General features: G+C 47.4%; 12 protein-coding genes. All 12 read left to right on the top strand.

Features of this window, described 5'->3' with window-relative positions; translation table 11 throughout:
* Positions 1-18 precede the first annotated feature (18 nt).
* The 12 genes from FTT63_RS03340 (at position 19) to FTT63_RS03285 (ending at position 12,228) form a co-directional block, all read left to right on the top strand.
* Positions 19-1,092, top strand: coding sequence for an NAD(P)H-dependent glycerol-3-phosphate dehydrogenase (locus FTT63_RS03340; RefSeq protein WP_180191989.1), 1,074 nt, complete (start codon positions 19-21; stop codon positions 1,090-1,092).
* An 84-nt stretch (positions 1,093-1,176) separates the two neighbouring features.
* Entirely contained in the window at positions 1,177-1,632 is a 456-nt protein-coding gene (locus FTT63_RS03335) for a histidine phosphatase family protein (protein WP_005177115.1), read from the top strand.
* Positions 1,633-1,665: 33 nt separating this feature from the next.
* Positions 1,666-2,805 (top strand): type II secretion system protein GspL, encoded by a 1,140-nt coding sequence (gspL, locus tag FTT63_RS03330; protein ID WP_163145928.1) that lies wholly within the window; start codon positions 1,666-1,668, stop codon positions 2,803-2,805.
* Positions 2,805-3,284 (top strand): type II secretion system protein GspM, encoded by a 480-nt coding sequence (gene gspM, locus FTT63_RS03325; RefSeq protein ID WP_045795041.1) that lies wholly within the window; start codon positions 2,805-2,807, stop codon positions 3,282-3,284. Before gspL ends, gspM begins: the two co-directional genes overlap by 1 nt.
* Before the next feature lie 90 nt (positions 3,285-3,374).
* The gene (locus FTT63_RS03320; RefSeq protein ID WP_016658357.1) at positions 3,375-4,376 is read left to right on the top strand and encodes a quinone-dependent dihydroorotate dehydrogenase; all 1,002 of its coding nucleotides are present in this window, start codon (positions 3,375-3,377) and stop codon (positions 4,374-4,376) included.
* A 4-nt stretch (positions 4,377-4,380) separates the two neighbouring features.
* Positions 4,381-4,956, top strand: a complete 576-nt coding sequence (locus FTT63_RS03315; RefSeq protein ID WP_127799199.1) for a CvpA family protein — start codon at positions 4,381-4,383, stop codon at positions 4,954-4,956.
* Positions 4,957-4,980: 24 nt separating this feature from the next.
* A complete protein-coding gene (gene purF / locus FTT63_RS03310) occupies positions 4,981-6,519 on the top strand; it encodes an amidophosphoribosyltransferase (RefSeq protein WP_127799197.1) in 1,539 nt (512 codons plus the stop codon).
* Positions 6,520-6,609: 90 nt separating this feature from the next.
* Positions 6,610-8,499: a M48 family metallopeptidase gene (locus tag FTT63_RS03305; protein ID WP_005177130.1), complete on the top strand. Its 1,890-nt coding sequence runs from the start codon at positions 6,610-6,612 to the stop codon at positions 8,497-8,499.
* A gap of 214 nt (positions 8,500-8,713) precedes the next feature.
* Positions 8,714-9,307, top strand: coding sequence for a hypothetical protein (locus tag FTT63_RS03300; protein ID WP_257233274.1), 594 nt, complete (start codon positions 8,714-8,716; stop codon positions 9,305-9,307).
* Complete coding sequence (locus FTT63_RS03295; RefSeq protein WP_127799193.1) at positions 9,304-10,272, top strand: D-glycerate dehydrogenase; 969 nt, start codon at positions 9,304-9,306, stop codon at positions 10,270-10,272. Before FTT63_RS03300 ends, FTT63_RS03295 begins: the two co-directional genes overlap by 4 nt.
* 82 nt (positions 10,273-10,354) lie before the next feature.
* On the top strand, positions 10,355-11,794 hold the full coding sequence (locus FTT63_RS03290) for a M48 family metalloprotease (protein WP_005177138.1): 1,440 nt from the start codon (positions 10,355-10,357) through the stop codon (positions 11,792-11,794).
* 38 nt (positions 11,795-11,832) lie between these two features.
* Positions 11,833-12,228 carry a GFA family protein gene (locus FTT63_RS03285; protein WP_005177142.1) on the top strand — a complete coding sequence of 132 codons (396 nt, stop codon included), beginning with the start codon at positions 11,833-11,835 and terminating at the stop codon, positions 12,226-12,228.
* Position 12,229 lies beyond the last annotated feature (1 nt).

Raw genomic sequence — 12,229 nt, 5'->3', positions numbered from 1 at the left:
GCTGAGGATATAAAAATAATGTCAGAATTGAATTTTGCCAGTCTGGTAGAACCGGTCCATATTGATCAGAAAACCGCATTAAGAATTACCGTCTTGGGTGGGGGCAGTTTTGGTACCGCCATGGCCAATACCGCGGTGCGTAACGGCTGTGACACCATGATCTGGATTCGGGATGAAGCCACCGCTGAAGAAATTAACCGCACTCATATCAATAAACGCTATTTGCCAGATTTTCCTTTAGAGCCGGGCTTAAAAGCAGTGTCGGATCTGGAACTGGCGGTACGCGACCGCGATATTATTTTGGTCGCCATTCCAAGTCATTCTTTTCGTGATGTGCTGAAGCAGATTAAGCCGTTTATCACCTCGCAAGCGGTGGTGTCCCTGACCAAGGGTATTGAGGCCAAAACCTTCTGCTTTATGAGCGATATTATTCGCGCCGAATTGCCGGAAGTGCCGTATGGGGTGCTGTCTGGCCCGAACCTGGCCAAAGAAATTGTAGCCGGGCAGCCTGCCGGAACCGTGATTGCCAGCCAGTCAGAACTGGTACGTTATGCGGTGCAGCAGGCACTCCATAGTGCTTTATTCCGTGTATTCGGTAGTGATGATGTACACGGGGTGGAACTTGGTGGGGCGTTAAAAAATATTTATGCCGTGGCGATGGGCATGGCTGCCGCGTATAACGTCGGTGAAAATACCAAAAGTATGATTCTAACCCGAGCCTTAGCTGAAATGAGCCGTTTTGCGGTCAAGCTGGGCGCCAACCCGCTGACGTTCCTTGGTTTGTCAGGTGTCGGTGATTTATTTGCCACCTGTAGCAGTCCATTGAGTCGTAATTATCAGGTGGGGTATGCACTGGGCAAAGGTAAAACCCTGGAACAGGCCACACAGGAACTGGGCCAGACTGCAGAAGGGATTAATACCATTGTGCAGGTCAAAGCACGTTCTGAAGAGCTGGATGTGTATATGCCAATTACCAGCGCCTTGTATGATGTGATTTATGAAAGACAGCCGCCGCTGACGATTGCACTGGCACTCATGAAAAATGGCCATCGTAGTGATGTAGAGTTTGTATTGCCGCATCATGAAGTATAAATTGGTTAAAATATGACAGTTTGATGAACCGAACTGTCATATTTACTGCTTATAATGCGGACAAAATGAAATAAGGAAATGTATATGCAATTGACCCTAGTGCGTCATGGTGAAGCTTCACCACCCGTGCATGGTAATGATATTAAACGTCCCCTGACCGAACGTGGGCATACCCAGGCACAGCAAACGGCAGAGTATTTAAAAGATCTGATCCGTCCGGATGTGTTTGTGGTTAGTCCGCTGTTACGTGCCCAGGAAACGCTGGCGCATATCCAGACCTATTTTAAAGATGTGCCTGTGGTGATTTGCAATACCATTAAACCGGATGATGATGCGACTCAGGCTGTTGAGTGGTTATCGCATTTGCCTTATGAATCAATTGCGGTGGTGTGTCATATGAATGTGGTGGCACATATTGCAGAGCAGTTAACCGGGGAATCTTTCCATCCTTATGCGCTGGCAGAAGCGCGTATTTATGAGCAGGCGGTCATTGCTGCAGGTTTATCGACACAAATAAAAAGTTTTATTCCAGACGCATAACAACACACTTTATTTCATGGCAGTACAATAACAATGTTGCAAATATGGATGCCGGAAGCCAATGGGGTTTGGCAATGGTCAAGCGGGGAGTACTGGGTTCAGGCCAATACCCTGGAAGACCTGATTCAGGCGATACAGCTTCATCAGGGTGAAGAAGCAGTGGTGTATTTTCCGAGCCGGGATATACAGATGCTGCAACAGCAGATGAGCAAGGCCCAATACAAGCAGCTGGGGCCAGACGGAATTAAATTCCTGCTAGAAGAATTTGTGGTATTGCCAATTGATGCCATGAAAGTGCTGCATCATTTTCAGCAGCCGGACCGCCTGACTTTACTTGGTGTGGCGCAAAGCCATGTCGAAACCTTGCAACATGCTTTGGCGCTATTGCCGGTCAAAGTCACGGCCTTATTGCCAGACTTTTTATTGCTGCCAGTGCCTGAGCCTGATCATATTGTGCTGGCCAATGTCTGTGGCCGGTTGCTGGTACGTGAAAATGAATATCTGGGCAGCTCGGTCGATGATCTGGCTTTATTTCTGGATTATCAGGCGCCTGAACAGCGTTATCAGATCAGTAATTTTACCGCCGAACAGATGCACAGTATTGAGGCTATCAGCACGCATGAGCAGTTAAGCTCTTTCCATTATGAAGTGCCGGTGCTGAAAAAAGTCAAACAGCATCCTTTTAATATTTTACCCAAAGCCAAAAGTGAATCGGGCATTTCGGGTTACTGGAAAGCCTGTGCTGCGGTATTTTTGGGGATTCTGGTGGTGCAGTTCAGTTATGATGCCACGCGCTGGTATCAGTATAAAAAAGTCGCGAATCAGACCGCGGTGCAGGCGATTGACCAGTTTAAATACTGGTTTGGGCAAAACTATCCGGTCACCGAGCAAAATATTAAAAGCCAGTTTGAATATCAGTTAAAACAAAGTCAGACCGCCGATACCCAAGCCTTACAGTTGCTCAGTCGGATCGGGCCGGTATTGATGCAGAATCAGATTGTGGCCAGACGGGTCAATTATGATCTGTCCAGTCTGAATATGGAATTGCAGGCCAGTTCCTCAGCCAGCTTGCAGGCATTGACCCAGCAATTAAACCAGCAAGGCTTTAAGGTCGAGCTAGGTAATATTCAACCGGCCGCCAACGGCGCAATCGGACTGGTGAAAATACAATAATGAAAGCAGTAGAAAAAATTCAGCAGCGTTGGGATCAGTCGCTGGAAAAATTAAATGACTATCTAGATACGCTCAGTGTGCGTGAACGGATCATGGTGATTTTTACCGGTATTTTTGTACTGGTAGCCGCCGTCGGATCGGCGCTGTGGTATATGCACGGCGCGGCAGATCAGCAGCAAAAACGGCTCAATACCTTAAAAGATCTGGTGGTGTGGATGCAAAGCAACGCCGTGACCATGAAGCCGGCCGGGGATGTACAGCTCAGCAGTCTGGAAAAAGTACAGCGCGTGGCACAGCAGCAGGGTTTGTCGGTGGCATCGCAGCAGTCGGGTGAAAAAATTCAAATTGTAAGCAGTCATGCACAATATTCTGTGCTGGCCAATTTCCTGACCCAGCTGGCACAAATGGGATTAAGCATTGAAAAAATGGAATTAATTTCTGATGCCGGGCAGATTAAATTAACGGCGACAGTGCAATAACCGGTAAAAATAAACAATGGTCAAGCATGGTGTTTTCAACAATCTGGGCCTATAATAGGCCGACTTAAAAAGCCGTAGACTTTTGCCGATATGTTGTATTCTCTTGCCCGCCCTTTGTTGTTTTCTTTGGCACCGGAGCGTGCACATGAGCTCACATTATCTTTATTAAAATCAGGTCATAAAATGGGCCTGATGCGTCAGCAGGTGGCAGCAAAACCGGTCACCTGTATGGGTATTGAATTCCCGAATCCGGTAGGTCTGGCTGCAGGCCTGGACAAAAATGGTGCCTATATTGATGCACTGGCCGCTCTAGGTTTTGGTTTTATTGAAATTGGTACCATCACCCCGCGTCCACAAGCCGGTAATCCACATCCGCGTCTGTTCCGTTTACCGCAGGCCAAAGCCATTATTAACCGCATGGGTTTTAATAATGATGGCGTCGATAAGCTGATTGAAAACGTCAAGGCCGCCAAATTTAAAGGCGTACTGGGGATTAATATTGGTAAAAATGCCGATACTCCGGTAGAAAAAGCGGTTGATGATTATCTGATCTGTTTAGAAAAAGTTTATAATTACGCCTCTTATATTACGGTCAATATCTCATCACCAAACACCAAGAATTTGCGTAGTCTGCAAAGCGGAGATGCCCTGACCGAGCTGTTGCAAACCTTGAAACAGCGTCAGTTGGCGTTGGCCGAAGAGCATCAGCATTATGTACCGTTGGTGCTGAAAGTCGCGCCAGATCTAGAACCGTCCGATATTGAATTTATTGCCCAGCAATTACTGCAATTTAAAATTGATGGTTTAATTGTGACCAATACCACCTTGTCTCGTGAAGGGGTAGAGAATTTGCCACATGGCGATGAAGCCGGTGGTTTATCGGGTGCGCCAGTATTTGAAAAGAGTACCGCGTGTCTGGCAGCCTTTGCCAAAACCTTAGAGGGCAAAATTCCTTTAATTGGTGTTGGTGGTATTCTTTCAGGTGAGCAGGCAGTTGCGAAACGCAATGCCGGTGCAACTTTGGTACAAGTGTATAGCGGTTTGGTCTATACTGGCCCGGAACTTGTGAAAGATTGTGTAGACGCACTTTAAAGTCATGAACGCCATCGATATCTTTATACTGATTATTCTGCTCATTGGAGGGCTTAACGGTTTGCGTCAAGGATTTATTAAAGCCTTTGCGAACTTGATCGGTTGGATTTTTGCCCTGATTGTGGCGGCAAAATATGCTTCCGTTCTAGCGCCTTCCATGACCGCTCTCAGTGCTGATCCGGTGGTTCAGAAAATTGCGGCCTTTGCCTTTATTGTGTTGGTGATTGTGGTGCTGACCTGGATGGTGAGCGCATTATTAAACCGCATCTTGAAATCGCTGAAACTGGGCCCATTAAATCGTTTAGCCGGTGGTGCGTTTGGTACCCTCAAAGGTCTGCTGATTGTGCTAATTGCCATTCAGGGCATTGGGCCGTGGGTCGAAAGTTCGCCGCACTGGAAACAGTCCAAATTTATTCAAACCCTTTTACCTTATGCGCCTTGGGCCACACAAATGTCCAAAGATGCCGCCAATGAGGCTTTACAGCACATCAAATCAGAAGATGCTCCGAAATCTTCTGGTTCTTCATCTGAACCTGAACGAAAGGGCGCAGATGAGTCAACGAATAATCCTTTTTATTAATCCTAGCTGGTCTGCGAGGTTGCTATGTGTGGAGTAGTTGGTATAGCTGGTAAATCACCTGTTAACCAAATGTTGTTTGATGCATTAACGATGTTACAACATCGGGGACAAGATGCAGCTGGGATTGTCACTTGCCATGAAGGTCGCTTGTTCTTGCGTAAAGACAACGGCATGGTGCGTGATGTATTCCATACCCGTCACATGCGTGCCTTGCTGGGCAACTACGGGATTGGTCATGTGCGTTATCCGACGGCTGGTTCATCTAGCAGTGCAGAAGCGCAGCCGTTTTATGTGAACTCGCCGTACGGTATTACGCTGGCGCATAACGGTAATCTGACCAATGCCGAAGAAATTCATGAAGACCTATTCAAGACTGATTTACGTCACATGAATACCGATTCAGATTCAGAAGTACTGTTAAACGTTTTTGCCCATGAATTACAAAAACGCGGCAAGCTGGAGCCGGCAGCAGAAGATATCTTCCATGCGGTAACGCGTGTGCATGAGCGTTGTAAAGGGGCTTATGGCGTAGTGGCCATGGTGACCGGTCAAGGGATTGTGGGCTTCCGTGACCCGCATGGGATTCGTCCGTTAATTTACGGTTCGCGTGAAACCGATGAAGGCATGGAATACATCATTGCCTCTGAATCGGTGGCAATTACGGCACTGGGCTTTAAAGTCGAGCGTGACCTGGCACCGGGTGAAGCCATCTTCATTGACTCTAACGGCCAGATGTTTACCCAGCAGTGTGCGGCGCAATCTGAATATCATCCATGTATTTTTGAATATGTGTATTTCGCGCGTCCAGATGCGACCATTGATGGTATTTCGGTATACAAAGCCCGTTTAAAAATGGGTGAGAAGCTGGCGCAAAAAATCCTGCGTGAATGGGGTGAGGAACACGATATTGATGTCGTAATTCCAATTCCAGATACTTCGCGTACTTCGGCCTTGGAACTGGCCAATACCTTAGGTGTTAAATTCCGTGAAGGCTTTATGAAAAACCGTTATATCGGTCGTACCTTCATTATGCCAGGTCAGCAGCAGCGTAAAAAATCGGTACGTCAAAAGCTGAACCCGGTTGAGCTGGAATTTAAAGGCAAGAATGTGTTACTGGTAGATGACTCGATTGTGCGTGGTACCACCTGTAACGAAATTATCCAGATGGCACGTGACGCTGGTGCCAAACGCGTATTCTTCGCTTCAGCGGCACCGATGGTGAAATATCCAAACGTGTATGGTATTGATATGCCGGCTAAATCTGAGTTGATCGCCTCTAGCCGTAGCGTCGAAGAAATTCGTGAAATTATTGGTGCTGACCGTCTGATTTTCCAAGATATTGAAGATTTGAAAGCTGCAGTACGTACCCATAAAGTGCCAGAAGTGAATGATTTCGATTGCTCGGTGTTTGATGGGGTTTATGTCGCAGGCGGTATTGATGAAGCCTATCTGGATAATCTTCAGCAAAAACGCAGCGATACAGCTAAAAAGAAAAAAGACAATTATATCGATGTGAATATTGATGCTGCATCGGTAGATTTGACCGGTTTGAAAGAAGAATAATTCTTGTAAAACTGGCAGGAAAAGCGGGAAATTCCCGCTTTTTTCATTTATGATGTCGCCTAAAGACAATGTAATTTAAGGAAATTTACATTGAAAGATGTAGGTTACTACTTTATTAAAAACAAGAATATGATGTGGTCTGCAAGCCTGTGTCTGCTTGCGGTCATCCTGACCATTTTTATTTTAAATACTGTACTGGGTTTGCTGGTGCATTATATTGATGCTTCGCAGTCCATTTACTGGCATAGCTTAAGTCCTTATCTGGTCGCGGTACTGCTGTCTTTAATGGGCATTTCCATTGCTATTGAATTATATATTTTCCGTTCTGGCGGCCACTCACTGGCCAAGCAGCTGTGTGCACGTCGTTTAAGCCTGATTGAAAGCACGCCGGAAGAAAGTGTTGCCTTAAAAATTACCGAACAGCTGGCCGATACCTTCGCGATTGATACGCCGGCGCTGTATGTCCTGCCGGATGAAGTCGGGGTAAATGCACTGACCGCCGGTTTTTATCCACGCGATATTGCGATTATTCTGACCTGGGGCGCCTTGCAAAACCTGGATGAGCAGGAACTGTATGGCTTGCTCAGTCATGAGTTTCATCAAATTTTAAGTGGTGAAACTGCGGAAAATACCAAGCTGAAAATTCTCTACAGCAGCCTGACCACGTTTAGCCAGTGGGGCAGTAAAGTGGCCAAACTCGGCTTTGGCAAGCAGTATTACAACACCGCTTATGCACCTGCCACGCCTTTTGTTGCACTGGGCGGCATGATCTGGCTGATTGGCAGCTTAGGCATGCTGATTACCCGTTTTATTAAATATTTAAACCTGAGCGGGCGTACCTTTAAAAACGACCTGAAAACCAAACGTTTAATCCAGAACAATGCCAATATTCAAACCCTGCTCAGGATTTATGTGCACCATGCCGGTTCGCAAATTCACAGTGAATATTCGGAATCAATTGCGCATATGTGTTTTGCCAACTCGCTGAGTCCGCAAAGCTGGTTGAATATTCATCCGAGTATTGATGCGCGGATTTATGAGTTAAATCCGGCACTGGTACAGGACCTGCAACTGGAAAACCTGAAAAAGCTGCGCAGCCAGCCCTGGTTTGGTCTGTTTCGTTCACTGGAAGAGGTCAACGGTGAATATTATGCGCCGTGGAGTTCGCCGCAACCTTTGCCTTTATTGCGATTATCCCCGATTAGCTTTGCCATTAAAGATGCAATCAAGCCGCTGAAACCGGAAATCCGCCGTAATATGCCGCGTCCGGAACTGATCCAGCGTGCCTTGCAGACGGCCACTGGTTCGCGGGAAGTGATGATGGCGATTTTAATGATTCGCCAATACCGCGAATTTATTCCGCCTGAAGTAGAAGTCAGCCGTGCCATTGTCGATGCCTTGTTAAATCTGGATGGTCGGGTGCATATCTCCATTTTTCTGGAAGCCTGCCAGAATATTGGCGGCATGCCGGCCAGTATCGGGCGGCAGTTCTTGACCAAGCTGGCCAAAATTATTCAGGAAGATGGGGAAATTGGCCTGTTAGATGCCTTGCTGCTGGAGCGGGTCAAATCTGAGTTGAACCTGCTGCCGCTGCATACCCCGACGGCGTTGGATGAAGTTAAACCGCAAATTGTGCGTTTAATTGATGCCTTATTGCATGTCCAGCAGATCAATAGCGGCAACCAGCTGGAAGTACGGGAAAAAATTTTACAGCGCGTGCTGACACCGTATGAGATGTCGCTGTATGAAGAAATTTCTGATGAGCCAATTGATCTGGCAGAAATTCTGAATGATATGGCCGGGCTGTTGTTGCGTGACCGTTTAAGTATTCTGGGTATTGCTGAAGCCTGTTTGTGGAATGACCGGATTATCACTCAGGATGAGCTGGATGTACTGGAGCTGCTGTACTGGCGTTTAGGCTTTGCCACCGAAGAAATGGTCGAGCGTATGCAGAAGAAAAACAGTTTAATGATTATCTAAGCACTCTATTTCTGAGTGCGGTAGGTGGATTGTGTCATCATCATTGAGCAGCTTTAATATGACTGGATGCAGAAAGCACAGCAAAACCGGACTAATCCGGCTAGAATAGCCCTATGGACATAAGTGACGATAGCAGATGATTGGGCATCAACGTGAGATTTTGGCAAGTTTGGGAATTGATATATGGATTCCCCGGGACGCTGCATCTCAAAATTTGCCCACATCTTCCTTATGGCGAGATCAGGCCCCGGCAGAACTGCTGACTGAAATTGTCATGCCGGCAGCTGTCGCGGCGACAGTACCTCAAGATATTGCCTTACAATTCAGACAGCCTGTTGCGGAACCACAAGTCTCTCCGCAAGAGAATCCAGTCGAAAGCCCGGCAGAACCTGTCACGCCTGCGGCTCTGGTGGAAGTGCAGCCTGCCTTACAGATTGATGCATTCCATTTACAAGCCATTGCTACAAAACAATATACGATTGTGCTGGATGCCACCCACATCAATGAGTCGCAGCAACAGTTATGGCGCAATATCCAGCGTGCGGCACAGGCAGAATTTTTTGAGCTGAATTGGCCCTTTGCTTTGCCTGAGCTGCAAGATGGCCGGGCGGTCTCGGTGTATGTGCAAGGTTTTCTGGATGCGATTGCACTGGAGAAAAAGATCATTGTGCTGGGGCAATTGCCTCATGTACAGTTAGCGCAAGCTACAGCGTTGCCCGCTTTGGCCGAAATGCTGGAACAGCCATTATTGAAAAAACAGCTATGGCAGGCTATGCAAGATAAAAAACACATGACGGATCAGGAATGAAACAAAAAGTTATCGCATTTAGTCAGGTTGATCAGGACGTTTTAAGCCAGCTGAAACAGCAGTATGACGTGGTAGAAATTAGCCCGAAACTGGGTGATGTTAATGAGCAGATTCGTACTCATGTCCAAGATGCTGATGGCATGATTGGTGCGGGGCGTTTGCTCAATGCCTCTAACCTGACGGGTGCAAGCCGTCTTAAAGTGGTTTCCAGTATCAGTGTCGGTTATGACAATTATGATGTGGACTATCTGACTGAGCAAAAGATTTATCTGTGCCATACACCGCATGTGTTAACCGAAACCACTGCTGATTTAGCTTTTAGTCTGTTAATGGGAGCCGCGCGTCAGCTGGCCTATCTGGATCGCTGGACCAAACAGGGCGAATGGAAACGTACCGTTGGCCCGGCCCAGTTCGGTCAGGATATTCATGGTAAAACTTTAGGGATTATTGGTCTGGGTAATATTGGTGCCGCCATTGCCCGTCGTGGGCGTTATGGCTTTAACATGAATATTCTGTACCATAACCGCCGTGAAAATCTGGCGCAGGCGCAGCCCTTAAATGCGCAATATCACAGTCTGGATGAGCTGCTACAACAGTCGGACTTTGTGGTGGTCGCGGTGGATTTAAACGCCGACTCGACCGCTTTAATTGGTGCGCGTGAATTTGAGCTGATGCAAAAACATGCGGTATTTGTGAATATTGCCCGTGGTTCCGTGGTCAATGAACAGGCTTTAATTGACGCGCTGAAACAACAGAAAATTTTTGCGGCCGGTCTGGATGTCTATGAAAAAGAACCGCTGCAAAGTTCGGAGCTCTTTGGTCTGGACAATGTGCTGACCTTGCCGCATATTGGCTCAGCGACCGCAGAAACCCGTAAAAAAATGGCCTGGCTGGCCTATAAAAATCTGGTGGATGTGCTGGAAGGCCGGCAGCCGGGCTACGCGGTCAATGGCGGATTTGCGTAAAACTTCCTAACACTTCGTTGCATATTTCTTCGATATTGAATGCTATATTCAAGACACGAGCAGATAATTTGAGAACGGCAATTTGAAACGGTTGTTTTTAGCAGGTAGTTTAGGCCTGCTTACAGCATTCACTTCGACACATGGGGCAAACTTCACCACTTCACCACAATTTAATGTGCCAGAAATTGGCGCAGGGGTGGGACTGATCGATCAGCAAAAAGAACGCATGATTGGTGAAAAAGTCTATCGTGAAGTGCAGCGTCAAATGCCGGTGGCGCAAAATCCGTGGCTGGAAGACCAGCTGTTCTCGGTCTTCTCGCATCTGCTCAGCCAGACCCAAATGGGCCAGCCCATTGGTCTGCTCATTATTAATGATCCGCAAATTAATGCCTTTGCCGTGCCAGGCGGTCTATTTGCCTTAAATACCGGTCTGGTGACTTCTGCGCGTAATATGGATGAAGTGGCCGGGGTGATGGCGCATGAAATTGCCCACGTGACCCAGCGTCATTATAGCCGTTCACAGGAAGCTTTTAAGGGACAGGGTCTGCTGGCACTAGCAGGTGTGCTGGTGGGTGCATTGGTAGCATCCCAGGCCGATGGTGATGCCGGTGCTGCCGTAATGATGGGTTCACAGGCTGCATTAATGGATAAGCAGCTGACCTATAGCCGTAATCAGGAACGTGAAGCCGACCGGATTGGCATGCAATATATGTATACCGCCGGTTATAACCCGCAAAGCATGGCCGATTTTTTTGAGGTAATGCATCGTGCCACCAGCCGGGTCAGTTTCCTGCCAGATTTCTGGTTTACCCATCCACTAACCACAGAACGGATGAGTGAAGCGCGTTTACGTGCCAACCAGTTGCCACGGGTGAAATCATCATTACGTGATGAAGAATTTGATATTTTAAAACAGTACACCTTGGTGGTATCCAATCAGGCGACAGAGCAGCAATTGCAGGTGCTGGCCAGCCGTAACAACTTTGCTGCACAACTGGCTTTAGCGGCCTTTTATACCCGGCAGGGAGATTATGCCTTGGCACAGCAAACGCTGGACCAGGCCAAAAATCATCGCCGTTTACATCATCTTATTAGCTTAATTCAAACTGACATCTATTTAGGGCAGAATAAGCTGAGTGAGGCTTATAAAGTGATCAGTTCGCCTGCGCGGATTATGCCGGAGAACCGGGCCTTGAATTACAAGCTGGCTGAAGTGCTGATCCGGCAGAATCAGCCGGCTGAAGCACAGGCACTGGTGCAAAAGTTCCTGAACAGGAACGAGCGTGATTTAAGTGCCTGGCGTTTGATGCAGCAGGCCGCCAATATTGATCGTAGTTCGCCATTACGCACGGTGAATGTATTGCGTTATCGTGCAGAACTGCAATACTGGTCCGGATGGGAGGAAGAGGCAATTAAATCCTTGCTGCATGCCCAGCGTCTGGCCAAAGACAATCAGGCCATGACTGCCAAACTGAAAACACGTACCACAGAAATGCAGCGGGAACGACAGCTCAAAATTTAACAGCATGAAAAATCATAATAACAATAAGGAGAACAATGATGTTACAGGGACAATGTTTATGCGGGCTGGTGTATTACCATTATCAGGCCGAGCTGGAAAAGACCATTTTATGTTTTTGCCAGCATTGCCAGCGTGCGCAGGGGGCCATGCTGGGCTGGAATAGCCCGATTGATCAATCCAAATTTCAAATTGTACGCGGACAGCAATATTTAAAAGAATATTTTCACAGTCCGAATAAGGCGCGGGTGTTTTGTCAGGAATGTGGTAGCCCGATTTATTCTTATCGTTTAGATTTACCAGGGATTCTGCGTTTGCGTTTGGGAACGGTGACTGAAGGCTATGTGCCGGCGCCGACCGAACAGGCTTTTGCGCATCGAAAACCGCAGTTTTTGCAAGTCAGTCTGCTGGAAACCTCTGTAAGGCATGGGGTTTAAA

It is taken from the genome of Acinetobacter sp. C15 (assembly GCF_013420645.1).
GTDB lineage: Bacteria > Pseudomonadota > Gammaproteobacteria > Pseudomonadales > Moraxellaceae > Acinetobacter > Acinetobacter indicus.
Note: the sequence above shows the minus strand (reverse complement) of the source record. Positions and strands in the feature narration are given on the sequence as shown.

Excerpts from the sequence above, each read along its gene's own strand:
- gspL (WP_163145928.1), top strand. The coding sequence starts at position 1,666 with ATGTTGCAAATATGGATGCCGGAAGCCAATGGGGTTTGGCAATGGTCA.
- FTT63_RS03340 (WP_180191989.1), top strand. The coding sequence starts at position 19 with ATGTCAGAATTGAATTTTGCCAGTCTGGTAGAACCGGTCCATATTGAT.
- FTT63_RS03320 (WP_016658357.1), top strand. The coding sequence starts at position 3,375 with ATGTTGTATTCTCTTGCCCGCCCTTTGTTGTTTTCTTTGGCACCGGAG.
- FTT63_RS03295 (WP_127799193.1), top strand. The coding sequence starts at position 9,304 with ATGAAACAAAAAGTTATCGCATTTAGTCAGGTTGATCAGGACGTTTTA.
- FTT63_RS03335 (WP_005177115.1), top strand. The coding sequence starts at position 1,177 with ATGCAATTGACCCTAGTGCGTCATGGTGAAGCTTCACCACCCGTGCAT.
- FTT63_RS03315 (WP_127799199.1), top strand. The coding sequence starts at position 4,381 with ATGAACGCCATCGATATCTTTATACTGATTATTCTGCTCATTGGAGGG.
- FTT63_RS03285 (WP_005177142.1), top strand. The coding sequence starts at position 11,833 with ATGTTACAGGGACAATGTTTATGCGGGCTGGTGTATTACCATTATCAG.
- gspM (WP_045795041.1), top strand. The coding sequence starts at position 2,805 with ATGAAAGCAGTAGAAAAAATTCAGCAGCGTTGGGATCAGTCGCTGGAA.
- purF (WP_127799197.1), top strand. The coding sequence starts at position 4,981 with ATGTGTGGAGTAGTTGGTATAGCTGGTAAATCACCTGTTAACCAAATG.